We start from the raw sequence: 26,972 nt of genomic DNA on the forward strand, positions 1-26,972 counted from the left end.
GGGACAAAAGAAGAAGGGGCACCATGAAAAAGTAAGTAATTCTAAGAAAAAGCTAGTTTAAGAGAAAATGTGTCCAAAATTCGGGGGTTAATCCGATATCTATAGCTTTAAAATCTCCTGTACGATTTAAATACTCTAAGAAACTAGTTACAGCATTAAGTATCGCATTAACAGATGTTTCTTCTCTTTTAGCCTTCTTTGGTTTTAAATCTATTACCTTTACATCCCCCGTCGGATTTCTTAACCATCCCACAAAGTTTGACATTTCCTCAAATTTTAAGTCTTCTAATTCAATTCCTCTCTGGCTCATAAATTCATAGAATAGCTTAAGATGGTAACAATATGTTTTAATCGTATTCGGCGCTTTTCCCGTATTATCCAAGTATTTTATGTATCTCTTAACCAGTTCTACCACTTCAAACTTTTTGTCTAGTAGTATGTATAATGGATATGGTTTTTCCTCCACAACTACTTTTTGAACTTTCATTTCTCATCCTCCCTTAAATACTTTAACTTCTATAAATAATACCTATATATATTCATTAGTTAAAGCATTAAAATTAAAAAATCCTAAACTTTGAGTACTTAGAGTACTCTAGTTTAGGATACTATGTTTATAATTACTCAGGTTGGGTGGTTTGGTGTAGGTGTGGCAATGTTTGCGGTACCTGTTCAGAAAATGACAGGGATGAATGTGTACGTATTGATTGTTATCGCAGGCATTTTAATGACTGTGACAGCTTTCTTTGGTATGAAGGCATTAATGATCCTTAGCATGATTGCAGTTCCCGCAATTACTGTACTTGGTAGTCTATCAATGTATAAGGCGACAGAAACGGTGGGCGGTATTCAGGGGTTAATGGAATATCAACCGGCAGAGGCAATCGGACTGGCGACAGCACTAACGATTTGTATGGGTTCGTTTATTAGTGCAGGAACATTGACCCCGGATTTTACGAGATTTGCCAAAACGCCGAAGATGGCAGTTAGTACGACCTTAATAGCCTTTTTTATTGGAAATTCACTCATGTTTTTATTCGGTGCAGTTGGGGCCATAGCAGTAGGTGAATCCGATATTTCAGAAGTAATGTATATGCAAGGCTTAATCTTACCGGCTATCTTGGTGCTCGGTTTAAATATATGGACAACAAATGATAATGCTTTATATGCCTCAGGATTAGGTTTTTCAAACATAACCAAAATAGCAAAAGGGAAAATGGTCATTTTTAATGGTATTCTTGGAACATGTGCTGCAATGTGGCTATATAACAATTTTGTGGACTGGCTAACGATCTTAGGTGCGACTTTACCATCAATCGGAGCAATTGTTTTAGCAGATTACTTCATTGTTAAGCGAGGGAAATACAAAAATTTTGAAGAAATGAAGTTTAAAGCAATTAATTGGATCGCAATTGCTGCATGGGCAGGTGGTGTTGCTGCAGCAAATATTGTACCAGGAGTCCCTCCTATCAATGGACTTTTGGGATCTGCTATTATCTATATAGTAGGGATGAAAATTTCTGATTGGCTGAAGGTAAAGACCGTAAGCAAAGCAGACGTAAAGGTGGGGTAATCAATGATTATTAAGAATGCTAGATTAAGAGACAGAGAGAACCTTTGGAATATTTCCGTAAAGCACGGCGAAATAAGCCAAATCACGCAACAAACAGTAGGCGTGGAAGATGAGGAAATAATCGATGTACAAGGGTCCCTTGTCATACCGCCGTTTATCGAACCGCATATCCATTTGGATACAACGCTGACTGCAGGTGAGCCTGCGTGGAACAAAAGCGGTACATTATTTGAGGGTATTCAACGATGGTCTGAGCGGAAGGAATTACTTACCGCTGAGGATGTAAAAATGCGGGCCAAAAAGGCTATGAAATGGCAAGCCGCTCAGGGAATTCAGCATATACGGACACATGTGGATGTTACAGATCCTAAATTGACTGCATTAAAGGCATTGTTGGAAGTAAAAGAAGAAGTGGCCCCTTGGGTAAACTTGCAACTTGTTGCATTCCCGCAAGAAGGAATCCTTTCTTACCCAAACGGAAAAGAGTTGTTGGAGGAAGCATTAAAAATGGGGGCTGACGTTGTTGGTGGTATTCCTCATTTTGAATTCACAAGAGAATACGGTGTAGCGTCGATGAAAATCGCATTTGATTTAGCGGAAAAATATGATCGTTTAGTTGATATTCATTGTGACGAAATGGATGATGAACAATCCCGCTTCGTAGAAGTTGTTGCAAATGAAGCGTATCAGCGCGGAATAGGAAAATGGGTGACAGCGAGCCATACAACAGCAATGGGGTCTTATAATGATGCTTACACATCTAAATTATTTCGTTTATTGAAAATGTCCGATATTAATTTTATATCTAATCCGCTCGTAAATATTCACTTACAAGGAAGGTTTGATACGTATCCTAAACGAAGGGGATTAACCCGTGTGAAAGAGATGCGAGAAGCGGGATTAAATGTTTGCTTTGGTCATGATGATATTTTTGATCCATGGTATCCACTAGGAACCGGGAATATGCTTCAAGTGCTGCATATGGGTATTCATGCGTCCCAATTAATGGGTTATGAACAAATTATGGATGCCATGGATCTTATTACAGATAATAGTGCACGGACACTGGATATAGAAGCGGATTATGGAATCGAAGTTGGTAAACCTGCTAACTTCATTGTACTGGACGCGCAAAATGCATATGAGGCAGTTCGAAAGCAAGCTTGTGTTAGGTATTCCATTCATAATGGAGAGATTATTGCCGAAACAAAACCCCGCGAGACAATAATAAGACTTGAGGATTCTGAAGAAATGATTGATTTTAACAAATAATGTATATGGGACCTTTTGAAAAGGTTGTTCATTTTTTATAGAATCAATTTCACGAGGTATGATAAAATACTCTTAGGATCGTTTGCATACTACTTTCAATAAGAGAGGAACTTTTGAATGAAGCATATAATTTCTGGTAAAACAAAAGATGTTTATGAACTTGAAAATGGTAACTACCTGCTTCAATTTAAGGATGATGTAACCGGCGAAGATGGGGTCTTTGATCCAGGTGCAAATACAGTTGGACTTACGATAGAAGGGGCCGGAAAGGCGGGATTAAGCCTTACTAAATTCTTCTTTGAAAAATTAAAGAAAAAAAATATACCTACCCATTATATTGATGCAAACATTGATGAAGCGACTATGACAGTGACTCCAGCTACTGTATTTGGCGAAGGCCTGGAAATCATTTGCCGCTTTCGAGCTGTAGGAAGCTTTTTAAGAAGATATGGCAAATATGTGGATGAAGGGCAACCGTTAGATGCATTTGTTGAAGTTACATTAAAGGATGATGAGCGCAAGGATCCTCCAATTAGTAAGGATGCACTTCATATGCTTGGAATTGCTACTCGTGAAGAATACGATCGTTTAAAAAGGCTCACAATCGATATTTCACAGATTGTAAAAGAGGAACTTGCAGCGAAAGGGATTGAACTTTATGACATTAAGCTTGAGTTTGGCAGAGATGCAAATAACCAGATTGTGCTGATTGATGAAATTTCTGGCGGTAATATGAGGGCTTACAAAGATGGAATCTATATGGAACCACTTGAGCTGACAAAAATAATGCTTGAAAGCTAGTGTATGAATTCAAAGGTGCTTGACAATTTATTGTTAGGCACTTTTTTAATTTTGGTAGCTTTATAAGATTATTCAAGATATGACATTTGTCATTTTTTCTAATGACAGATATGACTTATATTATCTAATGATAATCCATAGGATAGGAGATATGGTTAATCGTTTTGTATCAACGCGGACCAATGATCCTAGGAGGAAAAAAATGAGTAAGCAAAAGCAAATACAATTACGAAAAAACGTAGCGCCGTTTGCAAAGTCGAACACGAAATCAGCTGTTTTGCAACTTATTAATACATTGTTGCCATTTTTCTTGCTTTGGTTTCTTGCATACCAGAGTTTATCTGTTTCTATTTGGTTAACGCTTGCATTGTCGGTAATTGCATCAGGGTTTGTGATTCGAATCTTTATCATTTTTCATGACTGTACACACCAATCCTTTTTTAAGAGTAAGAGAGCAAATCGTCTAATTGGTACGATGACCGGTATTATTACCTTATTCGCCTTTGAAAAGTGGAAGAGGAATCATGCAATTCATCATGCGACAAGCAGTAACTTGGATAAACGGGGAACTGGAGACGTTTGGATCATGACGGTTGATGAGTATGTTGCCTCTTCATTGTGGAAAAGATTAGCTTATCGTCTTTATCGTAATCCATTGGTGATGTTTGGTTTAGGTCCATTATATCTTTTCTTTATATCTAATCGTTTTAATCGAAAAGACGCAAATCAGAAGGAACGTATGAATACATATTTGATAAATATCTCCATTATAATCATCTATGGAATGCTGATTTGGGCAGTAGGATGGCAAGCCTTTTTAATAATCCAGACGCCAATTCTTTTTATAGCTGGATCACTGGGAATCTGGTTGTTTTATGTACAGCATCAGTTTGAGGACTCCTATTTTGAAAATGAAGATAACTGGAATTTTGTAAAAGCAGCGGTCGATGGCAGTTCTTATTATAAGTTACCGAAAGTAATACAATGGATGACAGGAAGTATTGGTTACCATCATGTGCATCACTTGAGCCCAAGGGTGCCCAACTATAAATTGGAAGAAGCGCATGAATCGACACCGCCTTTAAAACAAGTAACAACCATCACGCTTAAAACGAGCTTAGAGTCTCTTCGTTTCCGGCTTTATGATGAAGCGAATCAGAAATTTATCTCCTTTAAAGAAGGAAAGGCATTGTTGCACAAGTCTAAACCTAATATTTATATAAATCCAAGATCAAGTCTTCAGAAAAAATAGTAATATACGCTATCCAATTGATATAAATTAGCCCTTCTATGTGTTGGAGGGCTTTTTCCTGTTATAATAAATAAGTGTGTGATCATGATCGTATATGATAAATAAGGGAGGATCAGCAATGCCAAAATCAAGGCCAAATTGGTTTCATATTATCCCCAGAAGTACTGGACTTAGCTCATATGTGTGGGTCATATTTTGTATCCTTCCTTTCTATTTTGTTGTGTTTCGTTCTTCTTCCCTTTTAGAGATTATTTTTGGTATTATCATGATTTTATTATTTTTTACTGCTTATAGAGTTTCCTTTCTTTCCAAAGGATGGACAGTCTACTTGTCAGTTAGTATAGAAATGATCATCAGTATCGTGATGACCCTCGTTTTAGGCTATGTTTACTTTTCATTATTCCTCGCCTTTTATATAGGTAACATTCAAAGAAAGGCTGGGTTTATTACACTATATATTGTCCATCTTGTTACAACGATTATTGCGATTAGTATCCGTTTCTTTATGCATAGTGAAATATTTTTCTCTCAATTGCCTTTTATTATCATTACGATTCTAGGTGTTATTCTGTTGCCCTTAAATATATATAATCGCAACAAACGCGAAAGATTAGAGGATCAATTGAAAAGGGCGAATGAGAAAATATCGCAGTTGGTTGTTTTAGAAGAGCGTCAACGAATTGCTAGGGATCTTCATGATATTCTTGGACAAAAACTCTCCCTTATCGGCTTGAAAAGTGACCTGGCAGGGAAATTAATCGACCTTAAGCCAAATGCTGCAAAATTAGAAATAGATGACATCCATCAAACGGCAAGAACGGCTTTAAAGGAGGTGCGTGAGCTAGTTTCAGACATGAAGGGTGTAAGATTGGAAGATGAATTAGTACGTGTTCGACAAATTTTACAAGCAGCACAAATTGACCTCTATGTGCATGGAGATAATATGTCTGACAATACACCGTTATTAGCTGAGAATGTACTAGCAATGTGTTTAAAAGAAGCAGTGACGAATGTCGTGAAGCATAGTAAAGCATCCATTTGTACAATTTCCATTACACATTCTCCCAACGATATGATGATTAAAGTTCAAGACAATGGAATGGGATTCCCTGAAAAAATAGATCCCGGCAAAGAAAATGGACTCCAAGGAATGCGAGAAAGACTTGAATTTATCAACGGAAGTTTGGAAACTTATACAGACCATGGAGCAATCATAACCTTTAGCGTACCTAACGTCATTCAACAAACGGGAGGTGATTGATGTGATTCGTATTGTAATTGCTGAAGATCAGCGTATGCTTTTAGGAGCATTGGGGTCGTTGCTTAATCTAGAAGAAGATATGGAGGTTGTTGGAAAGGCAAAGAATGGAGAAGAAGCTATAGCATTAGTGAAGCGACTGGACCCGGATATTTGTATTATGGATATAGAAATGCCCTTAAAAAGCGGGTTAGATGCAGCAGAGGAATTGAAGGATCATGTTTGCAAAATAATTATTTTAACGACATTTGCTAGATCCGGATATTTTGAACGCGCACGGAAGGCTAATGTGAGTGGTTATTTATTAAAAGACAGTCCAAGTGAGGAGTTGGCTGCTTCGATTCGTGTAATTATGGGTGGCCGAAAAGTGTATGCACCAGAATTAGTGGATATGGCTTATGAAGAAGAAAATCCTCTGACAGATCGCGAAAAGGAGATCATCAATCTGATTGCAGAAGGGAAAAGCACAAAGGAAATTGCTGCGCAATTGCATATTGCAAATGGGACGGTTCGAAATTATATTTCCGTAATCTTTGATAAGTTGGAAGTAAGTAACCGTATTGAGGCCATTTCTACATTTAGAGAAAAAGGATGGTTTAGATAACGTAAAATGGTATTCATAGTTAAAAGCTCAAGCAAAAGCAATACTCCTGCTTTTACTTGAGCTATTTTTTACTTGCATTTTAAATTGGGCGGTTCTTTTATTGGGACAGTTACCCGGTCTTCGGTGACATGTACTTGGCATGTTCTTCCATTATAAACATACTTAAAAATGCCATTATTGAAGTCGGTTCCAATTTCTTTATAAAAAATCCCTTCATATTGGTTTTTTTTAGACCTTGTAAAAGTAAGTTGATATCCTTCCTCATCTTGCTGCAGGAATCCCCGAATTCCTTTTTCATAGGAAGTGTCCTCTGATGCTCCCTTTATCGTTCGGTCTACAGAAACAATGTGTATATCAATAAAGGATGTCATTTCCCGCTGGAGTGCATTAACAAAGGACCCCTTAGTTATTTCTTCCCATCTGTTTTGTGGTGTTTGACCAATCACAACCTGGGTTATATTGTATTTATGCGCAATTTCTCCGATTACTTTAACAGAGGGACGTTTTTCATTGTCGCGAATGATAAATTCTTCTACATCCCATTCCTCTGACAACTCTTCCCATCGTTCGATGTAGCTTGATTTTTCTGCATCGAATTTATCATATGGCCGCGGGTCTACTGTTAAAACATATAAGGGACAATCAAGCATATCTGCTAGTTTATAGCCACGTCTGATTAGTCGTTCGCCGTTTGGCCCGTAGTATACACAAACCAAAATACTTTCATCCATCCGACCTTTTCTTCTTTTCACGACGACACCACCTCTACTGTTATTATTCATTCATTATGACATTGAAACGGATATCATTTTACCACGTTGGATTTGATTCGTACACTCTTTTTTGAAAAAAGATGGAATACCTCTTATTTCCCTATAGCATAAGCTAAAAAAGGGAATTTTGCTAGTACATCATGGCATTTTGGTTAAGGTTTATTGTTCGTTTGAAGTGCAGGTAGGCTATATATAGTATATACTTAGAATTAGAGAAATTTTATCATTGATCCTTTCTTCATCTATTCCATAGTTTTTATACTATTTCATTTACCATAAAAAGTTACATTCTACTTTAAAGAACCCTGATATTCCAAAGTAGCTGCAAAGCATAGTTGCTCCGTATATTTCTATTCTTATATTACCATCTGGAAAAACACCTGCAGGCTGTAAAGGTAAAGCAGACGATCATTCCTAGGAGGTTAACCTTTGTCAACTGTAAATATGGCGATCTTCATTCCGTTTATAGCTGCCATGCTTATCCCGCTCGTTTATAAAAAACTCCCGCGGTTACATATAGGTTGGATTGTACTCGTTATTCCAACATTTTTGTTTATTCGTCTTGCTTGCTATATTCCAACGATAGCAAGAGGGGAAACATATTTGTATACGGCGCAGTGGATCCCATCATTTGATATATATTTTAGCACTTACCTGGATGGTCTTAGTATGATCTTCGGTCTTTTAATTACGGGTGTTGGCGCTTTAGTAATTCTTTACTCCATCTATTACTTATCCACAAAAGAATCTCTGCAACATTTTTATATCTATCTGATGTTATTTATGGGTGCAATGCTTGGCGTTGTCTTTTCGGATAATATCATGGTTTTATATGTGTTCTGGGAACTAACAAGCATTTCTTCCTTTCTGTTAATCGCCTTTTGGTACCACAGGAAAGGATCCAGATACGGAGCGAGAAAGTCACTACTTATTACCGTAGGTGGCGGTTTTGCGATGCTTGTTGGTTTTATTATGATTTACACAATGACCGGAACCTTTCATGTACGTGAGATAATAGCTGTGATTGGGGAACATAAGGAAAGTCACTTATTTTTACCAGCAATGCTATTACTACTCTTCGGGGCGTTTACGAAGTCAGCACAATTTCCGTTTCATATTTGGCTACCGAACGCAATGGAAGCTCCTACACCAGTAAGTGCTTATTTGCATTCAGCTACAATGGTGAAAGCTGGTATTTATTTAGTCGCTCGATTTACCCCTGTTTTTGGCGGGGAAGCTGTTTGGTTTTGGCTGATAAGCGGTGTTGGTTTATTTACGCTTTTTTGGGGCTCTTTCTGTGCCATTCGTCAAACGGATTTAAAAGCATTGCTTGCGTACTCAACAGTAAGTCAATTAGGAATGATTATGTGTCTGTTTGGAATCGGTTCTGCATCCTTGCATATGGATGCGAATATAGAAGCGGTTTTATATACACAAGCTACATTTGCGGCTTTGTTCCATCTTATTAATCACTCCACGTTTAAAGGTGCATTATTCATGGTTGTCGGGATCGTGGATTATCGAGTAGGTACCAGGGACATTCGCAAGTTAGGAGGGCTAATGGCTTTTATGCCCATTTCCTTCACAGTAGCAGTCATTGGAAGCTTTTCAATGGCAGGTTTGCCCCCGTTTAATGGTTTCTTGAGTAAGGAAATGTTTTTCACGGCTGTTTTGCATGTACGCAAACTGGACATTTTTGCAATGGATACGTTTGGAATTCTGTTCCCGGTTATTGCTTGGATAGCAAGCTGTTTTACATTCATCTATTGTATGATTATCGTATGGCAGACCTTCTTTGGACCTTATCGAAGGGAAAAATTAGAGAGGAAATCGCGCGAGGCTTCACCAGGTATGTTAATTGCCCCAGTGACACTGGCTTTATTTGTTGTAGGCATTTTCTTTTTTCCAAATGTACTTGGGGATTATATACTGAAACCCGCAATGGCCAGCGTGTTTCCTTCGTTTCAAAGCGACAATTATTTACGTCAGCCTATTTCCCCGTGGCATGGTTTTAATACAGAATTGATGATGACCATTGGGATTCTTATTATTGGTACATTATTATATATGTCACGGCGCTACTGGAAAGGTATTTATAACCTTGTTCCAGACAGCTGGACATTGGATAATTTATATAACAACACGCTCACTCAGATGGAGGCAGGTTCTTCCTTCATTACCTCTTTTTATATGACCGGATATCTAAGACATTATCTTTTATACATGTACGTTTTCTTTATTCTTGCTGTAGGAGGAGTTTTAGTTTACACAGGAGCATTTGATTTCCATATGGCAAACGATGCACCGATTAACTCGTATGAGTGGATGATTGCGGGTGTGGTCTTCACTTCGGCTATTGCGATACTATTTGCAAAGTCCAGGCTGACCTCTATTATATTAAATGGTGTGATTGGCTACGCGATTGCTGTCTTTTTTGTATTATTTCGTGCGCCAGATTTAGCCTTAACACAAATTGTTGTAGAAACAGTGACAACCGCTTTATTTCTGCTTTGTTTTTATTTTCTGCCACCATGGAGAAAAGAGAACGCTGAGCCAAGATCGAAACGAGTAAATCTAGTGATCTCTATTGCTGTCGGCCTTGTTTTTATCCTTGTGGCCCTCTCCGTTAAGAGTGGCAAATTGTTTGATACGATAGCTGTTTATTTTGAGAATGCTGATGAACTTGCGGGCGGAAATAACATTGTAAATACAATTTTAGCTGACTTCCGGGCTTTTGATACGATGCTTGAAGTCATTGTTCTTCTCATTGCAGGGATTGGTGTCTTTTCATTAATCCGGCTAAAGGCTGGGAAGGGGGCTGAAAAGATTGAAGATTAACGATGTTATCTTGCAGGCGATAACGAAAATTGTTGTATTTATTATCTTAACGCTAGCTGTCTATTTATTCTTCTCTGGTCATCATACACCTGGAGGGGGATTTGTTGGCGGCCTTGTACTGGCTTCTGCTTTTGTATTACTCTGTCTAGCTTATGATGTTGAAACGGTTCAAAAAGGTATTCCATTTGATTTTAAGTATGTAGCGGCTCTAGGAGCTTTGATTATGCTAATTGTCGGTTTGGGATCTATTGTATTTGATGTTCCTTTTCTCAGTCAGTCATTCACTTCGATGGAGTCCTCCCTCTTTGGGAAAATAGAAATTTCTACTGTGACCCTATTTGAAGCTGGAGTTGCTCTTTCAGTAGTAGGAGTGGTTGTTACGATTATTTTAAGTATTAGTAAGGATGTGTAGGATATGGAAACGTTAATAATCATCCTAGCAGGAATTTTAGTTATGGTTGCTACTTATTTGATCCTTTCCAAAGGCTTAATACGGATTGTTCTAGGAGCTGCTATTCTTACCCATGCAATCCATCTGCTCTTGATGACAATGGGAGGATTAAAAAAAGGAGATGTACCACTGCTTGGTGAGAATGCAGCGTCGTATACAGATGCACTACCTCAAGCACTGATTCTCACTTCCATCGTTATCAACTTTGCTGTAACTGCCTTTTTTCTAGTATTAGCTTATCGTACTTATCAAGAACTAAAGACAGATAACCTCAACGCTATGCGGGGGTTTAAAGATGAATAATAGCATGATACTGCCATTGATTCTCCCTGTTTTTGCTGGGGTCTTCCTTATCTTTTTGCGTTCTTTTATAAACGTTCAAAGATGGGTAAGTTTTCTTGTAATGGTCATCAATAGTGGAATAAGCATTTATCTATTAAATCGAATCCAAACAGAGGGGATTTTACGACTGGATTTAGGGGGATGGGCACCTCCTTATGGAATAACATTTGTAGCAGATTCCTTTGCAATGCTCCTCGTGTTGACAACTAGCATCGTAACGAGTATTTGTTTGCTTTATGCCTTTTATTCGATTGGACGAAAGCGGGAAAAGATGTTCTTCTATCCTTTTGTGAATTTTATGGTTGCGGGCGTAAATGGGTCTTTTTTAACCGGCGATTTATTTAATCTTTTCGTTTGCTTTGAAGTGATGCTCCTTGCTTCATACATATTGCTTACATTAGGCAGTGAAAAATTTCAGCTGAAGGAGGCTCTCAAATATCTTACCATTAATGTCATTTCCTCCTGGTTCTTTTTAGTAGCCATTGCCTATTTATATGGAACGGTCGGTACATTAAATTTTGCACATTTGTCTGTGCGTATTGCTGAGGCAGGGCAAACACCAATTTTAACGGTGATAAGCATATTATTTCTTTTGGTATTTAGTTTGAAAGCTGGGCTGCTGCTTTATCAATGGCTACCGGGGTCGTATAGTGCACCACCTACAGCTGTGGCTGCCTTATTTGGAGCACTATTAACCAAGGTGGGGATATACGCATTATTTCGCTTCTTTACACTTATTTTTTACCACGAACCCGCTATTACGCATACGTTAATCGGAATAATGGCTGCTTTCACATTAATAGGCGGAAGCATTGGGGCCATTGCCTTTAACGATGTCCGTCAAGTTGTATCCTATAATGTGGTTATTTCTGTTGGATTTGTTTTGGTTGGATTGGCCGTTTGTACAACAGTGGCTCTACAAGGATCTATTTATTATTTGATTCATGACATGATCGTAAAAGCACTCCTTTTCTTAATAGCGGGTACCATGATTATGCTCACGGGTACAGCTAGAATTGAAAGTGAACGAATGAGTGGTCTTATTCGAAATTATCCTTTTTTAGGCTGGTTGTTTTTTATTGTGATGTTATCATTGGCAGGAATTCCTCCATTTAGCGGATTTATCGGAAAATTATTAATAGGGCAAGGTACAGTGGATTCAGGTGCATTTATTTTACTGGCGCTGGGCTTTATTTCAAGTTTATTTGTCCTTTATTCAATGCTTCGCATATTTATGAATTGCTTCTGGGGAGAAACGATCTTAAGTGAAGATGAAGAGATCCCGTTAAAAAAAAGATTGATTATTCCATGTGCCCTGCTTGCTGGTATGACTGCAGGATTAGGATTGGGTACAGAGACAATTGCTTCCTATGTGATGGATGCGGCAAACACCCTCATGAATCCAGCTGTTTATAATGAGGCAGTTTTAAATAATTGATTGTAAGTGAATGGAAGGAAGGTATATAAATGCCTGCGCAATTTATATTAAATCTGTTTATTGCTTTTTTATGGATGATTTTTCAAGATGAAGATGAATTAAGAATATCAACGTTTTTTGTTGGTTTTCTTGTAGGTATCGTGATTATATTTTTAATGCACCGTTTTTTTGGAGTCCGTTTTTATTTGTACAGATTCTATTCCATCATTCGTTTGGTTCTCCTTTTTATTTCGGAACTGTTCCAATCTGGTTTTATGGTTATGAAGCATATTTTAAGTCCAAAGATTGATTTAAAACCAGGGATATTCAGATATAAAACGGATTTAAAAGGCGAGTGGGAGGTATCAACACTTGCGTTGCTATTAACGCTAACGCCTGGATCGGTCGTGATGGAGGTTACGCCAGAAGGGAATGTGTTTTATATTCATGCGATGGATATTGAAAAATATAAAGGTGATTTATTGCGTTCATTAGGTAAGTTTGAAAAAGCCATTAAGGAGGTTACGCGCTAATGATCAATCTAATGCTTATTACAGCACTAACGTTATTTGGGGTGGCAATTCTTATTGCTCTTGTTCGAATTATTCTTGGTCCGTCATTGCCTGATCGAGTGATAGCGCTAGACATGATCGGGGTTAACCTTCTGTCTGGAATTGCTATCATATCTGTCTTGTATCAAACAAAGGCTTTTTTAGAAGCAATTCTTATCCTGGGAATTTTAGCTTTTATCAGCACCATTGCCTTTTCAAAGTATCTGGAGAGAGGTGTTATAATTGAGCGGAAACGTAAGCGATGAGTTCATTGGTGCACTATTGATTTTGATTGGCAGTATCATAAGCGTCATTAGTGCGATCGGAATCATTCGTTTTCCTGATGTTTATAGTCGTTCCCATGCCGGAACGAAAAGTGCTACATTAGCTGTATTATTAACACTTACAGGCTGTTTTCTTTATTTTTGGTTTACAGAATCATTTATTAGTGTTCGTTTGCTTTTAGGAATTGTGTTTGTTTTTTTAACTGCACCAGTTTCCGGTCATTTAATTATTCGAGCTGCTTATAGGGCAAAAGTAAAGATGGCTGAAGTGACCGTAGAGGATGAGTTAAAGGAAGTTTTACATGAGGAAGATTACACGAACAGCCCCTAATATAAGTAAGAAAGGATTTCAGATATGGAAAACTTTAAACTAACCCCTTTATTAGATGTGATTGGTGAGCTATTTTCTGATGAAATTTCGATTGCTGTATCGAATACGAAAGAATATATTTATTATCGACCGAGTAAAAGAATTGATTTAAAGATACGTCCTGGCGATGCTGTTAAAGCAGGAACAATTGCACATAAAGCTTTCATTTCCCGTCAAAAAGAATCTGAATTTATTAACCGGGATGTTTTTGGCGTGCCATATCATGGGATGGCAGTTCCCTTTCATAATAACGGGAAAATCGAAGGATGTGTGACTGCGATTTACCCTGCTTTTACGGACGGTAAATCTGTTGTTACTCTGAAAACAGAGGACGGCTGGGTACCTGTCTCTTTTCATAAGGTGATGTATTTAGAAGTAAAGAATCGCAAGACGTATGTATATACGGAAGACCGATATGGAACACATAAAAATACCCTGCAGGAATTTGAATATACATTGCCGCGGGATTTATTCGTCCGCTGTCATCGGTCTTTTGTTGTGAATGTACACCATATAAGTGAAATCTATCCTGATACACACTCTACCTTTTTGCTCGCTATGAAGAATGGAAAATCCATTCCAGTGAGCCAAACCTATGCAAGCTATTTTCGTAAATTACTTGGGTTTTGAAGAAATTTGCTGTTTTACCCAATAGTTTCATGCATTTAATCCATTATTCTCTATTTCCCACAAAATTTCTCTGTTAATAATACTGATAAGTTACAATTGTCTTAACAATAATGACAGAGAGAGGAGATAGAGAAATGGATAATAAAAAAATTGATGAGCGCATTAAACATCCTCAGTTAAGAAAAAGTGTTACTTCTGCTAGAGATGCTGCTTCATGGATAAAGGACGGAATGACTTTGGGACTAAGCGGATTTACTCGTGCGGGTGATGTGAAAGCGGTTCCAATGGCATTAGTAGAGCGTGCAGGAACGGAAAAATTTAAAGTTAATGTATATACTGGTGCTTCGCTTGGCTCTGATATTGATAAATTGTTTGCTGAAGCAGGCATCATTCATAAGCGTCTCCCGTTTCAAGCAGATCGAACGATGAGGAAAAAGATGAATGAAGGTGAATTGTTATTTGTCGATCAACACCTATCACACACAGCCGAGTTCGTCAGGGGAGATGTCATTGAGCCTATTGATTACGCCATTTTGGAAGCGGTTTCTATTACGGAAGATGGTATGTTGATTCCAACTACATCTATTGGTAATTCATCAATATTTGCCGAAAAAGCCGAGTCCATTATTATTGAAATTAATATGGCGCAATCCCCATTGTTAGAGGGGATCCATGATATTTATTGTGCAGGAAAACAGGGGGAGCGTTCCCCAATTCCATTAATAAAAACGGATGATCGCATTGGTACAAAAGGGATACCTATCGATTTGAACAAGGTAAAAGGTATTGTCTTTACAAATCAATCAGACTCACCATCTACGATCGTCTCTCCTGATGAGGAGACGAAACAGATGGCAAATCATCTTCTCGCCTTTTTCCGCAGTGAAATAGAGGCTGGCAGATTAACAGAGCAGCTTGCACCATTGCAATCTGGGATTGGCTCAATAGCTAATGCGGTTCTTCATGGATTGATAGAATCTGAATTTGAAGATTTAGAGGTATATTCGGAGGTACTGCAGGATGCTGTTTTCGATCTCATCGATGCAGGAAAGGTGAATGTTGCTTCATGTTGTTCGATTACGTTGTCAGAAGAGAAAATGAAGCAGATATTTCAATCGTTTGAAAAATATCGAGATAAGTTAATCATGCGGCCACAAGAGATTTCAAATCATCCGGAAATTATTCGTCGGCTCGGATTGATTTCGATTAATACTGCACTGGAATTCGACATATACGGAAATGTCAATTCGACACATGTTTCCGGTACGAAAATGATGAATGGCATTGGAGGATCTGGTGATTTTGCCCGTAATGCACGTTTAGCTGTTTTTGTTACGAAATCGACAGCAAAAAATGGGGATATCTCAAGTATTGTTCCTTTTGCTTCGCATGTTGATCACACGGAACATGATGTAGATGTTGTTGTTACGGAGCAGGGATATGCAGATTTAAGAGGACTCGCACCAAGGGAGCGGGTACCGATGATTATTGAAAACTGTGCCCATCCAATGTACCGTGAGCAGCTATGGGATTATTATAGCCAAGCCCTTGAGCGGGGTGGGCAAACACCACATATACTTGAAAAGGCTTTATCATGGCACACCAATTTTGCAACATATGGAACAATGCTCGAAAAAGTGAAAAGCTAAATGGAAAAGGCGACTTCTGTTGGTGAAGAAGTTGCCTTTCATACTCGTTTCACAGTGATTTGTAAAAAAATAAGGAGCATAACATGAGTAATATTGTTACTACACCAGTGATGAACGGGAGGTAGTATTTTTGCGGAACCAGCTCGGATAAAGGGCGCCTGTCTCTGTCAGTCATTCTGCTGAAAACATGTTGAAAGCTGTAAAAAACGACATCAAAAAAACGACCTTTCATAACATAACCAAGCATGGATGAGAGAATCAGTATGGAACCAATGATAAAAGAAACATTTGTGTAGGACAGGAAATCGATTCGTTTGTAAAAGATGATAGAGAAGAGAAGGACTAGCAACTGGGAAACACCAATCCAAGTCCAAAGCTTTTTATACATGATAACAACTTCCTTTTAGAATTATTCGGGATGAGATATTTGTTTTAATTATTATAACATTAGGAAGGCTAAAAAAATCATGATAATGCAGATTTATTACCTCTCGTTATCTATTTTTTAATAATTATCTGTAAATAGTGGGATAGTTTAATAGAAAATTCATCCCCTCTCTATGAATGATAAATCTGGTAATTTATGGATGTTTTATAGGTCTAAAGGCTATAATTTCATGTATATTTTATGTGAAAAATCTAATGAAAATATTAATAAATCTGCCAATAAATTTAAAAAACATTTTACAATTTTTAATATTATTGTATAATTAATGGTGCAAATCTTTAAAAAATATAAAAGGGTGGTTTGGGAATGAAAAAGTCTAAAAATTTTCTCTTATTAGTAATTGCCTTGGCTGTGGCAATGATTATTTCCGCTTGCGGCTCTGGATCGGAATCCAGTGATGGCGAAGGCTCGGATTCAGGAGATACCGGTTCTTCAGAGAAGCAAATCTTTAATATGGTTGAAACAGCAGAAATACCGACTGGAGATCCTGCATTAGCGACGGACCAGGCAAGCTTCATCGTTTTTGGGCAGACGATAGAAGGGTTATATGTTTTAGATGAAAATGATAAGCCAGTTCCTGCAATTGCAGACGGGGAACCTGAAATTAGTGAAGATGGAAAGGAATATACATTTAAATTGCGTGAAGACGCAAAGTGGGATAATGGTGACCCTGTTACAGCCAATGACTTTGTTTATGCTTGGCAAAGAGCAGTAGATCCTGATACTGGATCAGAATATGCTTACATGTTCTCAGGAGTTATTGAAAATGCAGAAGCAATCATAAGTGGAGATAAGGATCCGGAAGAGCTAAGCGTTGAAGCTGTCGATGACTATACATTAAAGTTAACGCTGGAACAGCCGATTGAGTATTTGAACTCATTATTAGCATTTGGTACGTACCTTCCATTAAATGAGGAGTTTGTTGAAGAAAAAGGGGATAAATTCGGTACGAATAGTGACAACATGCTGGCAAACGGACCATTTAAATTAACAGAGTGGGACGGTTCCGGATTGGAATGGAAATATGTTAAAAATGATGCGTATTACGATAAAGAAAACGTAAGTTTAGATGAAGTGAATGTTCAAGTTGCGAAAAAACCAAGTACAGCAGTTAATTTATTTGAAACAGGTGAAGCTGATCGGACAGCGGCATTAAGTGCAGAATATGCTAAACAGTACAAAAACCATGAAAACGCTTCCAAATTTGAAGAGCTTTCTTCTTGGTATCTTAAATTTAACCAGGAGCGCGACGGGGAAGATACTCCGTTAGCAAATGAGAATATCCGTAAAGCATTAGCGATGGCTTTTGATAAAGAATCATTTACCGAAACAGTTCTATCAAATGGTTCCGTACCTAGTGATGGATACGTGCCAAAGGGATTAGCTAGCAACCCTGAAACCGACGAAGATTTCCGTGATGAAAGTGGCAGCTTAATGTCAAAGGATGTCGAAAAAGCAAAGGAATATTGGGAAAAAGGACTTGAAGAGTTAGGCAAAGATAAAATTACGCTTGATTATTTAAGTGATGACACAGAAAATGCCAAGACAACAAGTGAATATTTCAAAAATCAGTTAGAATCGAATCTTGATGGTCTAACAATTGAATTGACAAATGTTCCATTTAAAGTACGTCTCGATAAAACAAGAAAACAAAATTATGATATTGTCATGCATGGTTGGGGACCGGATTACCTGGACCCGATGACTTTCTTGGATCTGTTTGTTACAGATGGAACAAATAATGAGACAAGTTACTCGAATAAAGAGTATGATCAGCTCATTGAGGACGCTAAAGAGAAATATGCAAACGATCCTGAGAAGCGCTGGGAAACGATGCTTGAAGCTGAAAAACTCTTAGTACAAGAGGACACAGTTGTTGCTCCTATTTACCAACGCGGTAGAATCACGCTTATCAAACCGAAAGTTAAAGGACTCGTAGAACATGCATTTGGGCCAGATTACACACTGAAAAATGTTACTATTGAAAAATAAATAGTTCATCAATAGGGAAAAAGAGGGTATGCATATACCCTCTTTTCCCCTGTTGAGTTATATTTAGAAAATTTTATTTATTAGCAATTAGGAGGAAACAGGATGGCGAAGTATATTGGTAAACGAATAATTTTTATGATTATTACGTTGTTTATTATATCTTCAGCAACATTTTTTTTAATGAAGTTTTTACCTGGTACCCCGTTTCAAAATGAAGAAAAGTTATCGGAAGATCAACGTGAAATTTTAAATGAGAAATATGGTTTGGATCAGCCGATTCCTGTTCAATATGCAAATTACATGGTAAATATTGCAAAGGGTGATCTGGGTGTATCCTTTCAGTTTGATAATCAGCCTGTAACAAACCTTTTAAAGAATCGCATGGGTCCTTCATTACAGCTTGGTTTTCAGGCAATGTTTATAGGGACAATCATCGGCATTCTACTCGGCGTTCTTGCTGCTATGTTTCAAAATACTTGGATTGATTATGGGAGTACATTTTTAGCTGTACTCGGGAAATCGATTCCTTCCTTTGTATTTGCAGCGGTTATGCAATATTATATCGGAGTTAAGCTAGAATTGTTGCCTGTTGCTTCTTGGGACGGTTTTACCTCTTCTATCATGCCTACCATCGCGCTGGCGATCTTTCCTATTGCAACTGCAGCCCGCTTTATGCGTACAGAACTGATCGAAGTATTGGGGTCAGATTATATTACACTGGCAAAAGCAAAAGGAAACTCAGGTATGGAAGTATCTTTCAAGCATGCTATCCGCAATGCGTTAATTCCGCTTATCACTGTTCTGGGGCCGATGGCTGTAGCTTTAATGACGGGTTCTATGGTTGTAGAGCAAATATTTGCGATACCAGGAATCGGAGAACAGTTTGTTAAATCCATTCAGACAAATGACTTTCCAATTATCATGGGAACAACGATATTTTTCGCATTTTTGCTAATGGTAATCATTTTAATCATTGATATACTTTATGGAATCATTGACCCAAGAATTCGGTTGACTGGAGGGGATAAAAAATGACAAACAGCGCTGAAAAAATACCAAAACATCAATTTGAACCTGCTCCAAAAACGAATTTAGAGAGTGAAAAAATTGAAAGGCCGCAAATTTCAGCTACAAAAGATGCATGGCTTCGAGTTCGCAAAAATAAAGGGGCATTAGTGAGTATCGCTGTTCTGTTATTTGTGATTGTAATGGCTATCATCGGTCCTTATCTATCCCCTCATGATGGTTACGAGCAAAACGTAACAAGAGCGAACCTTCCTCCAAGAGTCCCAGTTTTAGAGGATATGGGTATTTTTGACGGAAGCCATGAAGTTGGCGGCGTAGAAGAGAATAAATATAAAGATCTAAATATAGAGGAATATTATTGGTTCGGGACAGATAGTCTTGGCAGAGATCTGTTCACCCGAGTATGGCTTGGAACAAGAGTATCTTTATATATAGCAATTCTAGCAGCCGTTATTGATATGATTATTGGTGTTACTTATGGATTGATCTCCGGTTTTAAAGGTGGACAGGTTGATAACGTCATGCAGCGAATATTGGAAGTAATCTCTGGTATACCAAATTTAATCGTTGTTATTCTAATGCTCCTTATATTAAAACCAGGAATTCTATCGATTACAATAGCCATGGTTATTACTGGATGGATCGGAATGGCCAGGGTGGTACGTGGACAATCATTAAAATTGAAAGATCAGGAGTATATACTTGCCTCAAGAACACTTGGTTCCAGTAATGGTAGACTCCTGTTTAAGCATTTATTGCCAAATTTATCAGGAGTTATTATTATCAATACGATGTTTACTATTCCAAGCGCTATCTTTTTTGAAGCTTTCCTAAGCTTTATTGGAATTGGTTTGCAAGCCCCGGAGGCATCTCTAGGTACGCTAATTGAGGAAGGATACCAAACATTCCAATTTTTACCTCATTTAATGATCATACCGTGTATTGTTATCTGTATTATCTTAATAACGTTTAATTTAATTGGAGATGGGCTTCGCGATGCATTTGATCCTAAAATGCGCGATTAATAAGTGAGGTGAAAAACAATGAAAAAAATATTAGAAGTTGAAGATCTTCATATTTCATTCCATACATTTGCAGGTGAAGTACAGGCTATTCGTGGTGTCAACTTTGATTTATATGAAGGGGAGACACTCGCTATTGTAGGAGAATCTGGATCAGGTAAATCAGTAACAACCAAATCGATTATGCGTTTGTTGCCTCCCGGTAATTCAGAAATAAAATCGGGAAAAATCCTTTTTAAAGATAAAGATCTTGCTAAAGCAACAGAAAAACAAATGCAAAAAATACGAGGAAAAGATATTTCGATGATATTTCAGGATCCAATGACATCTTTAAATCCAACAATGACAATTGGGAAACAGATAATGGAACCACTTTTAAAACATCAAAAATTAAGTAAATCAAAAGCCAGAGAACGAGCGTTGAAGCTGTTGGATTTAGTAGGAATTCCAAAACCGGAAGTCCGTCTTAAACAATATCCACACCAATTTTCAGGTGGGATGAGGCAGCGTGTGGTTATTGCAATTGCACTTGCTTGTACTCCAAAAGTTTTAATTGCAGATGAACCTACTACAGCACTTGATGTTACGATACAAGGACAAATATTGGACTTGATGAAAAATTTGCAAAAACAAATTGAAACATCGATCATTTTTATTACACATGATTTAGGTGTTGTTGCAAATGTAGCGGACCGGGTGGCAGTCATGTATGGCGGGAAAATTGTGGAGGTTGGAACAGTGGATGAAATATTTTATAATCCAAAGCATCCATATACATGGGGATTAATTAGTTCGATGCCAAGTCTGGATACAGATGATGAAGAACTGTATGTAATCCCTGGGTCGCCCCCGGATTTGTTGAATCCACCTAAAGGTGATGCGTTTGCGCCAAGGAATCCTTATGCAATGAAAATAGATTTAGAGGAAGAACCGCCAATGTTTCAAGTTTCTGATACCCATTATGCTGCTACATGGTTACTCCACCCCGATGCTCCGAAAGTAGAGCCACCTGAAGCAGTTAAGGAGCGAATGGATAAATTCAGGGAGAAAGCCGCTGGTTCGATAAAGGAGGGAAAGTAGCATGGTGGAAGAAGAGAAGCTATTAGAGGTAAAAAACCTCAAGCAGTATTTTAATGTTGGAAAAACGAAAGAAGTCAGAGCTGTTGATGGCTTAACTTTTGATATATATAAAGGAGAAACACTGGGGCTTGTTGGTGAATCTGGCTGCGGAAAATCAACCACAGGAAGGTCCATCATACGCTTATATGAAGCAACGGATGGTGAAGTCTTATATCAAGGTAAAAATGTTCATGGGAAAAAATCCAAAGCCGAAATAAAAGCATTTAATCGAAAAATGCAGATGATTTTCCAAGACCCTTATGCATCATTGAATCCAAGGATGAAGGTGTCTCAAATTATTGCGGAGGGCATTGATATTCATGGACTCGCAAAATCAAAAAAAGATCGTATGGAAAAGGTCTGCTCTCTTTTGGAAACAGTAGGATTAAATCGTGAACATGCAAATCGTTATCCACACGAATTTTCCGGCGGTCAAAGACAAAGGATTGGTATTGCAAGGGCACTTGCAGTCGATCCTGAATTTATCATTGCGGATGAGCCAATATCAGCTTTAGATGTATCTATTCAAGCGCAGGTGGTTAATCTGCTGAAAAAACTGCAAGAAGAAAAGGATTTAACCTATTTATTCATTGCGCATGATTTATCGATGGTTAAATATATAAGCGATAGAATCGGTGTCATGTTTGCTGGTAAGTTAATGGAGCTTGCTCCTTCTGAAGATTTGTACCGCAGTCCGATGCATCCATATACGAAGTCACTGCTTTCTGCCATTCCGCTGCCGGACCCTGACTATGAAAGGTCACGTATCCGAATAGCATATGATCCGAGTCAACATCATTATGATGAAAAGGAAGAAGTGAAGATGCGGGAAGTAGCTCCAGCACATTATGTTTATTGTTCTGAAGAGGAATTTGAAAAATATAAAAAGAACTACAACAGTAAAGAGAAAGTATGAAATAGAAACGGATAGCTGCATGAATAGCTATCCGTTTTAAACATTTCAATATGAAAAACAGGTCCATTTTTTAATCTATTCCATCATTTCAGCGAGTATTTCATAAGAACGTAAACGATCTTTTTGATGGAAAATTTGCGAGTTGATAATTACTTCATCTGCACGTGTTTCCTCTATAAAATCTTGCAACCCTTTTTTGACAGTTTCAGGATCACCCACGATGGTTGACCTTGCGTTTAATGACTTTTCAACAGCAGCTCGTTCTTCAGCAGACCATACCTCATCAATATGATCGATTGGGGGTTTTAATTGCGTTGGTTCTCCTCTGCGCAAACTCAAAAATTGTTGTTGATGCGATGTAGCTAACCAATGTGCTCTTTCGTTCGTATCTGCTGCGATGACATTCACACCAACCATCGCGTATGGCTTATCTAAGGTTTCGGATGATTTGAAATGATCGCGATATAAATTTAATGCTGGAATCGTATTTTTAGGTGCGAAGTGGCTAGCAAAGGAAAAAGGCAACCCTTTTTGTGCTGCCAGTTGAGCACTAAAACCACTAGATCCAAGCAGCCATATAGGTATTTGAAGTCCCTCCCCAGGAACAGCTCTGACATGTGTTATCGGTTTTTCAGAGAAATAATCCTCTAGTTCATTTACCTGCATAGGGAACTCTTCCGGGCTGGAATTTAATGTACGTCTTAAAGCGTAGGCTGTGGCTTGATCTGTTCCAGGAGCTCTCCCTAAGCCAAGATCAATACGTCCAGGGTATAAGGATTCAAGCGTTCCAAATTGTTCAGCGATAACAAGTGTTGCGTGGTTCGGCAGCATGATTCCTCCTGAACCAACACGTATGCGATTTGTAGCGCCTGCGATATGCCCAATTAATACGGAAGTAGCTGAACTCGCTATGCCTGGCATATTATGGTGCTCAGCGAGCCAAAAGCGGTTAAAGCCCCATTTTTCGACATGTTGTGCCAATTCGGCACTATTCTGAAAGGATTGTTTTGGATTGCTACCTTCATTAATTGGTGCAAGATCCAGAACAGATAATGGAACGGATTGGAACGTTTTATGTTTAATAGAAGACACTAGATTCACTCCTTTATTATCATTCTCTATGAAGAAATGATACGGTGTTTTTAGGAGTGCGTCCAGTATTCGGCTTTCGTCTATATATCAATTTGCATTTTGTATGACATGTTTATAATCTCTTCCTACTGTATGAACAGCATGAATAAAATGGATAAATATAAATATAATATTTATAAATATAACCATGCCGAGCAAACCAGTTTGGTAAAGTTTTTCAAAGGAAAAGACAGTATATCCAGCTAAGATAGCGGAAATACAAAGTGAAAGATAACTTCGCTTATTTTTCAAAACATTATAGTTTAAAGTCCCTTTATTATCAATGATGGTTACTAGAGAAATAGTGAATAGATTTATACTCATTCCTACCCAAACAGGATGTGTGTTTAAATAAAATTCCGTTACATGCCATCCACCGAAATGGTACCAAAGTAATCCAGAAATAGAACCGCTAAATAAGGAAATTAGTGCTGCTCTTTTTGTTACAATTGGCCAGAATAATGCAGCTGCAACGGGCGCAAATGTTGCGGAATTTCTAGTTACCCAAGCAAATACATTCCACCATGCAGATTGTTCAGACCGCAAAAAGGCAAATACGATCATTAATAGTGTTAATATGACTAACGACCAGCGTGTATAGTTAATAAGCTGTTTTTCCGTAGCCTTTGGATTAATAGCACTCCCAACATCCTTACCCAAACTTGTTGCACCAGAAAATTGACAAGGTGCTCCCCAGCTTAATGCGGCTGCCCAAAATCCAAGAAAAAATAAACCGACAAGCGGGGCGGGTAATGTGTCCATCAAGTAAAGCGGCACTGCAATAAGTCCGAGGCTCTTTCCTGGTAATACTGCTGCTGCGGCAAGTCCAAACACAACAGCTCCTATAATAAGTGGAATTCCTATTAGAGCAGCGTAAATTAATCCTTTTTGCCCTTCTTTTTCTGTTTTACAAGATAGAGCCATTTGAAAGGCAGCTTGCGCAAGTAGTACGTTGACTAAAAACGTTCCAAACCATGCAATAATTGTTTGCATTCCAATGTTTGTCCATGAAGCAAGCTCCGGCTTTTGAGTAAATAACTCCTGAATTCCATCAATGCCTGGATTAATAAAGAAAGCAATTGTTCCAATAATAAGCATGATAAAAAATACGATGACATTGCTTAGTTGTGTAAAACCAATGGACCACATTCCGCCAAATTGCAGATAGATAAGTAATAGTACAGCCGTTATAGCAACCGATCCGACGAGAGGCATGCCAGTAAAAACACTCATGGCTGATGCAAATGCTAAGGCTGTAGCAACTGACCACATTGGAAATGTAAAAGCTGTAATGGCTCCTGAAAAAGCCCTTATTTTTTCCCCATAGTGGTCACCAATCAATCCTGAAATTGTTATAAGCGCTTTTTTTCGAAATGGTCCAATGAGTACAAAAGCAATAATTAAAATGTGAATGGTTTCCGCAACTCCATACCAGACAGCTGAAATACCAGTTAGATAGCTCAGTTCAATAATAGCTATAAAAGAGGACCCTGAGAAGAGTCCGGTGATACAGACCATGACGAACAGTGTTCCGAAGTTTCTGCCACCTATAAAAAAGCCGGATGCTTTTTTAGCTCTTCTTTTTGCAATTTGCCCAGCAAATAGTAAAAAGCATGTATATGCCAGAGCCAATCCCATAAACCAATAACCTACCGTAGTCATGAAGATCACACGCTCCTTCCTTTTTTATTACAACTATAAACCTATTAGTCCAATAAACACACTGTGTTTAAAATGAATACTAAAATAAAAACCCCCTTCCTAAAGGAAGAGGATTGGCTCTCCCTTATCTGTCAGACAAAGAACGTCTGTTGGATTTGGCACCTTATTAGGTAAACAGGTTGCCGCAGGATCAAAGGACCAAACTCCTCCCCTGGCTCTTGATAAGGAAATATCGTTTTTATGAAATTATTATTCATTGTAAGAATTAATTCCATAATTGTCAAATTAATTTAAATTTTACTAAAAACATACCAGATGATAGAGATAAAAGTGTTCCTTTAAAGCGTGTTTGCATGTATGGGGAATTTCCAGTAAAATGGGGGAGGTAAGAAGTGCTATCTTTGAAAAGAGGGTATCAATATGGATAAAACATCTATCTATGGATTAACATATAATCAACTGAAAGATTGGCTTGTGGAGCACGGCCAAAAGAGATTTCGAGCGCAGCAGGTCTGGAACTGGCTTTACAAAAAGCGTGTGAAAAACTTTGCGGATATGACAAACGTCAATACAGATTGTTTAGAATTGTTAGAAGAACACTTTGTTCTTCACACGCTAGGTGAGGAAATTAAGCAGGAGTCATCCGACGGTACAATTAAATTTCTGTTCAGACTGCAAGATGGAAACTTAATTGAAACAGTTTTAATGCGTTTTAATTATGGTTTATCGGTTTGTGTGACAACACAAGTAGGCTGCAATATTGGATGTTCGTTTTGTGCAAGTGGTTTATTAAAGAAAAGCCGTGATTTAAACAGTGGTGAAATTGTCGAACAGATAATGAATGTACAGGCCCACCTCGATGCGAAAGGAGAAGGTGAGCGTGTCAGTCATATTGTTGTGATGGGAATAGGTGAACCATTTGATAATTTCAATAATCTAATGAATTTTCTATATGTCGTCAACGATGATAAAGGACTAAACATCGGAGCGCGTCATATAACCGTTTCAACAAGTGGTCTTGCTCATAAAATTTATGAATTTGCGGATACTGGTATTCAAGTTAATCTAGCTATCTCGATTCATGCACCAAATGATGAACTCAGGACACAAATTATGAAAATTAACAAAGCATTTCCGATTGAAAAGCTGATGGAATCCGTAGACTATTATTTAGAAAAGACAAATAGACGAATCACGTATGAATACATTATGCTAAAAGGTGTAAATGATCATAAAAAAGAGGCGATGCAGCTTGCGAAATTGTTAAGGAATCATCGTCATTTAGCTTATGTTAACTTAATCCCATATAATTCAGTGGATGAACATGATCAATATCAGCGCAGTGATTCACAGTCGATCCAAACATTCTTTGAAACATTGAAGGAACAGGGTATTCATTGTGGTGTTCGCTGGGAAAACGGTGCAGATATCGATGCAGCTTGTGGGCAATTGAGAAGTAAACAAATAAAGAAAAAGAACATTGTATAAAAAAGTGTAGGTATTGACCCCCGAAAGTTAGAGTGCTAAATCTAACTTTCGGGGGGTGTTTTTATGGCTAAATATAGTGAAGAGTTTAAAATAAAGCTTGTCA

The 26,972-nt window shown here is 38.0% G+C and carries 24 protein-coding genes, 2 pseudogenes and 1 riboswitch; of the genes and pseudogenes, 21 read left to right on the forward strand and 5 right to left on the reverse strand.

Features of this window, described 5'->3' with window-relative positions; all coding sequences use genetic code 11:
* Nucleotides 1-94: 94 nt before the first annotated feature.
* Nucleotides 95-487 (reverse strand): annotated as a pseudogene (locus J2Z81_RS13330) (site-specific integrase); the annotation flags it as partial.
* Between the two features lie 135 nt (nucleotides 488-622).
* Here J2Z81_RS13330 and codB point away from each other — a divergent pair.
* The 6 genes and pseudogenes from codB to J2Z81_RS13360 form a co-directional block, all read left to right on the forward strand.
* A pseudogene (gene codB, locus J2Z81_RS13335) lies at nucleotides 623-1,573 on the forward strand (cytosine permease); the annotation flags it as partial.
* 3 nt (nucleotides 1,574-1,576) lie between these two features.
* On the forward strand, nucleotides 1,577-2,845 hold the full coding sequence (locus J2Z81_RS13340) for a cytosine deaminase (RefSeq protein WP_029270186.1): 1,269 nt from the start codon (nucleotides 1,577-1,579) through the stop codon (nucleotides 2,843-2,845).
* A gap of 117 nt (nucleotides 2,846-2,962) precedes the next feature.
* Nucleotides 2,963-3,646 (forward strand): phosphoribosylaminoimidazolesuccinocarboxamide synthase, encoded by a 684-nt coding sequence (locus J2Z81_RS13345; protein WP_029270188.1) that lies wholly within the window; start codon nucleotides 2,963-2,965, stop codon nucleotides 3,644-3,646.
* 202 nt (nucleotides 3,647-3,848) lie between these two features.
* A complete protein-coding gene (locus J2Z81_RS13350) occupies nucleotides 3,849-4,898 on the forward strand; it encodes a fatty acid desaturase (protein ID WP_226371559.1) in 1,050 nt (349 codons plus the stop codon).
* Between the two features lie 118 nt (nucleotides 4,899-5,016).
* Nucleotides 5,017-6,159: a sensor histidine kinase gene (locus J2Z81_RS13355; RefSeq protein WP_029270192.1), complete on the forward strand. Its 1,143-nt coding sequence runs from the start codon at nucleotides 5,017-5,019 to the stop codon at nucleotides 6,157-6,159.
* 1 nt (nucleotide 6,160) lies between these two features.
* Nucleotides 6,161-6,760: a response regulator transcription factor gene (locus J2Z81_RS13360; protein WP_029270194.1), complete on the forward strand. Its 600-nt coding sequence runs from the start codon at nucleotides 6,161-6,163 to the stop codon at nucleotides 6,758-6,760.
* A 68-nt stretch (nucleotides 6,761-6,828) separates the two neighbouring features.
* Here the strand turns inward: J2Z81_RS13360 and J2Z81_RS13365 are convergent, their stop codons facing one another.
* A complete protein-coding gene (locus J2Z81_RS13365) occupies nucleotides 6,829-7,512 on the reverse strand; it encodes a universal stress protein (RefSeq protein WP_226371560.1) in 684 nt (227 codons plus the stop codon).
* Between the two features lie 450 nt (nucleotides 7,513-7,962).
* Between J2Z81_RS13365 and J2Z81_RS13370 the strand changes: the two genes are divergently transcribed.
* From J2Z81_RS13370 to J2Z81_RS13410, 9 genes are all read left to right on the forward strand, one after another.
* Nucleotides 7,963-10,371 (forward strand): Na+/H+ antiporter subunit A, encoded by a 2,409-nt coding sequence (locus J2Z81_RS13370; protein WP_029270198.1) that lies wholly within the window; start codon nucleotides 7,963-7,965, stop codon nucleotides 10,369-10,371.
* Nucleotides 10,361-10,783, forward strand: a complete 423-nt coding sequence (locus J2Z81_RS13375; protein WP_029270200.1) for a Na(+)/H(+) antiporter subunit B — start codon at nucleotides 10,361-10,363, stop codon at nucleotides 10,781-10,783. Before J2Z81_RS13370 ends, J2Z81_RS13375 begins: the two co-directional genes overlap by 11 nt.
* A 3-nt stretch (nucleotides 10,784-10,786) precedes the next feature.
* Nucleotides 10,787-11,125 carry a Na(+)/H(+) antiporter subunit C gene (locus J2Z81_RS13380; RefSeq protein WP_029270202.1) on the forward strand — a complete coding sequence of 113 codons (339 nt, stop codon included), beginning with the start codon at nucleotides 10,787-10,789 and terminating at the stop codon, nucleotides 11,123-11,125.
* Complete coding sequence (locus J2Z81_RS13385; RefSeq protein WP_226371561.1) at nucleotides 11,118-12,602, forward strand: Na+/H+ antiporter subunit D; 1,485 nt, start codon at nucleotides 11,118-11,120, stop codon at nucleotides 12,600-12,602. The genes J2Z81_RS13380 and J2Z81_RS13385 overlap by 8 nt, the downstream gene beginning before the upstream one ends.
* Nucleotides 12,603-12,631: 29 nt before the next feature.
* The gene (locus J2Z81_RS13390; protein WP_029269806.1) at nucleotides 12,632-13,114 is read left to right on the forward strand and encodes a Na+/H+ antiporter subunit E; all 483 of its coding nucleotides are present in this window, start codon (nucleotides 12,632-12,634) and stop codon (nucleotides 13,112-13,114) included.
* Entirely contained in the window at nucleotides 13,114-13,398 is a 285-nt protein-coding gene (locus J2Z81_RS13395; RefSeq protein ID WP_226371562.1) for a Na(+)/H(+) antiporter subunit F1, read from the forward strand. Before J2Z81_RS13390 ends, J2Z81_RS13395 begins: the two co-directional genes overlap by 1 nt.
* Nucleotides 13,376-13,747: a Na+/H+ antiporter subunit G gene (locus J2Z81_RS13400; RefSeq protein WP_226371563.1), complete on the forward strand. Its 372-nt coding sequence runs from the start codon at nucleotides 13,376-13,378 to the stop codon at nucleotides 13,745-13,747. Before J2Z81_RS13395 ends, J2Z81_RS13400 begins: the two co-directional genes overlap by 23 nt.
* A 24-nt stretch (nucleotides 13,748-13,771) precedes the next feature.
* Entirely contained in the window at nucleotides 13,772-14,416 is a 645-nt protein-coding gene (locus tag J2Z81_RS13405) for a LytTR family DNA-binding domain-containing protein (RefSeq protein ID WP_226371564.1), read from the forward strand.
* Nucleotides 14,417-14,550: 134 nt separating this feature from the next.
* Nucleotides 14,551-16,065, forward strand: coding sequence for an acetyl-CoA hydrolase/transferase family protein (locus J2Z81_RS13410; RefSeq protein WP_029269814.1), 1,515 nt, complete (start codon nucleotides 14,551-14,553; stop codon nucleotides 16,063-16,065).
* 49 nt (nucleotides 16,066-16,114) lie between these two features.
* Here J2Z81_RS13410 and J2Z81_RS16245 read toward each other — a convergent pair whose 3' ends face one another.
* Complete coding sequence (locus J2Z81_RS16245) at nucleotides 16,115-16,453, reverse strand: DUF3899 domain-containing protein (protein ID WP_084179252.1); 339 nt, start codon at nucleotides 16,451-16,453, stop codon at nucleotides 16,115-16,117.
* A 366-nt stretch (nucleotides 16,454-16,819) separates the two neighbouring features.
* On the opposite strand from J2Z81_RS16245, the gene J2Z81_RS13420 reads away from it, so the two are divergent.
* The 5 genes from J2Z81_RS13420 (at nucleotide 16,820) to J2Z81_RS13440 (ending at nucleotide 22,588) form a co-directional block, all read left to right on the forward strand.
* Nucleotides 16,820-18,505 carry a peptide ABC transporter substrate-binding protein gene (locus J2Z81_RS13420; protein WP_226371565.1) on the forward strand — a complete coding sequence of 562 codons (1,686 nt, stop codon included), beginning with the start codon at nucleotides 16,820-16,822 and terminating at the stop codon, nucleotides 18,503-18,505.
* Between the two features lie 102 nt (nucleotides 18,506-18,607).
* Entirely contained in the window at nucleotides 18,608-19,540 is a 933-nt protein-coding gene (gene opp3b, locus J2Z81_RS13425) for an oligopeptide ABC transporter permease (RefSeq protein WP_029269817.1), read from the forward strand.
* Nucleotides 19,537-20,556, forward strand: a complete 1,020-nt coding sequence (gene opp3C / locus J2Z81_RS13430) for an oligopeptide ABC transporter permease (RefSeq protein WP_029269819.1) — start codon at nucleotides 19,537-19,539, stop codon at nucleotides 20,554-20,556. Before opp3b ends, opp3C begins: the two co-directional genes overlap by 4 nt.
* Nucleotides 20,557-20,574: 18 nt before the next feature.
* The gene (locus tag J2Z81_RS13435) at nucleotides 20,575-21,633 is read left to right on the forward strand and encodes an ABC transporter ATP-binding protein (protein ID WP_226371566.1); all 1,059 of its coding nucleotides are present in this window, start codon (nucleotides 20,575-20,577) and stop codon (nucleotides 21,631-21,633) included.
* A gap of 1 nt (nucleotide 21,634) precedes the next feature.
* Complete coding sequence (locus J2Z81_RS13440; protein WP_029269823.1) at nucleotides 21,635-22,588, forward strand: ABC transporter ATP-binding protein; 954 nt, start codon at nucleotides 21,635-21,637, stop codon at nucleotides 22,586-22,588.
* Between the two features lie 75 nt (nucleotides 22,589-22,663).
* Here the strand turns inward: J2Z81_RS13440 and J2Z81_RS13445 are convergent, their stop codons facing one another.
* Both J2Z81_RS13445 and J2Z81_RS13450 read right to left on the reverse strand, forming a co-directional pair.
* Nucleotides 22,664-23,680: an LLM class flavin-dependent oxidoreductase gene (locus J2Z81_RS13445; protein ID WP_226371567.1), complete on the reverse strand. Its 1,017-nt coding sequence runs from the start codon at nucleotides 23,678-23,680 to the stop codon at nucleotides 22,664-22,666.
* An 87-nt stretch (nucleotides 23,681-23,767) separates the two neighbouring features.
* Nucleotides 23,768-25,381, reverse strand: a complete 1,614-nt coding sequence (locus J2Z81_RS13450; RefSeq protein ID WP_029269827.1) for a sodium:solute symporter family protein — start codon at nucleotides 25,379-25,381, stop codon at nucleotides 23,768-23,770.
* A gap of 121 nt (nucleotides 25,382-25,502) precedes the next feature.
* Nucleotides 25,503-25,609: riboswitch (SAM riboswitch) on the reverse strand.
* Between the two features lie 192 nt (nucleotides 25,610-25,801).
* Here J2Z81_RS13450 and rlmN point away from each other — a divergent pair.
* Nucleotides 25,802-26,869, forward strand: coding sequence for a 23S rRNA (adenine(2503)-C(2))-methyltransferase RlmN (rlmN, locus tag J2Z81_RS13455; protein ID WP_029269829.1), 1,068 nt, complete (start codon nucleotides 25,802-25,804; stop codon nucleotides 26,867-26,869).
* Nucleotides 26,870-26,972: the final 103 nt, after the last annotated feature.

This window comes from Virgibacillus alimentarius (assembly GCF_017874635.1).
Taxonomy (GTDB): domain Bacteria; phylum Bacillota; class Bacilli; order Bacillales; family Amphibacillaceae; genus Virgibacillus_B; species Virgibacillus_B alimentarius.

Bases quoted from the DNA above. Each gene is read 5' to 3' on its own strand.
- J2Z81_RS13395 (WP_226371562.1), top strand. From the start codon at position 13,114: ATGATCAATCTAATGCTTATTACAGCACTAACGTTATTTGGGGTGGCA.
- J2Z81_RS13340 (WP_029270186.1), top strand. From the start codon at position 1,577: ATGATTATTAAGAATGCTAGATTAAGAGACAGAGAGAACCTTTGGAAT.
- J2Z81_RS13350 (WP_226371559.1), top strand. From the start codon at position 3,849: ATGAGTAAGCAAAAGCAAATACAATTACGAAAAAACGTAGCGCCGTTT.
- J2Z81_RS13380 (WP_029270202.1), top strand. From the start codon at position 10,787: ATGGAAACGTTAATAATCATCCTAGCAGGAATTTTAGTTATGGTTGCT.
- J2Z81_RS13410 (WP_029269814.1), top strand. From the start codon at position 14,551: ATGGATAATAAAAAAATTGATGAGCGCATTAAACATCCTCAGTTAAGA.
- J2Z81_RS13405 (WP_226371564.1), top strand. From the start codon at position 13,772: ATGGAAAACTTTAAACTAACCCCTTTATTAGATGTGATTGGTGAGCTA.
- J2Z81_RS13420 (WP_226371565.1), top strand. From the start codon at position 16,820: ATGAAAAAGTCTAAAAATTTTCTCTTATTAGTAATTGCCTTGGCTGTG.
- J2Z81_RS16245 (WP_084179252.1), bottom strand. From the start codon at position 16,453: ATGTATAAAAAGCTTTGGACTTGGATTGGTGTTTCCCAGTTGCTAGTC.
- J2Z81_RS13440 (WP_029269823.1), top strand. From the start codon at position 21,635: ATGGTGGAAGAAGAGAAGCTATTAGAGGTAAAAAACCTCAAGCAGTAT.
- opp3b (WP_029269817.1), top strand. From the start codon at position 18,608: ATGGCGAAGTATATTGGTAAACGAATAATTTTTATGATTATTACGTTG.
- J2Z81_RS13345 (WP_029270188.1), top strand. From the start codon at position 2,963: ATGAAGCATATAATTTCTGGTAAAACAAAAGATGTTTATGAACTTGAA.
- J2Z81_RS13390 (WP_029269806.1), top strand. From the start codon at position 12,632: ATGCCTGCGCAATTTATATTAAATCTGTTTATTGCTTTTTTATGGATG.
- J2Z81_RS13385 (WP_226371561.1), top strand. From the start codon at position 11,118: ATGAATAATAGCATGATACTGCCATTGATTCTCCCTGTTTTTGCTGGG.
- J2Z81_RS13355 (WP_029270192.1), top strand. From the start codon at position 5,017: ATGCCAAAATCAAGGCCAAATTGGTTTCATATTATCCCCAGAAGTACT.
- J2Z81_RS13450 (WP_029269827.1), bottom strand. From the start codon at position 25,381: ATGACTACGGTAGGTTATTGGTTTATGGGATTGGCTCTGGCATATACA.
- opp3C (WP_029269819.1), top strand. From the start codon at position 19,537: ATGACAAACAGCGCTGAAAAAATACCAAAACATCAATTTGAACCTGCT.
- J2Z81_RS13435 (WP_226371566.1), top strand. From the start codon at position 20,575: ATGAAAAAAATATTAGAAGTTGAAGATCTTCATATTTCATTCCATACA.
- rlmN (WP_029269829.1), top strand. From the start codon at position 25,802: ATGGATAAAACATCTATCTATGGATTAACATATAATCAACTGAAAGAT.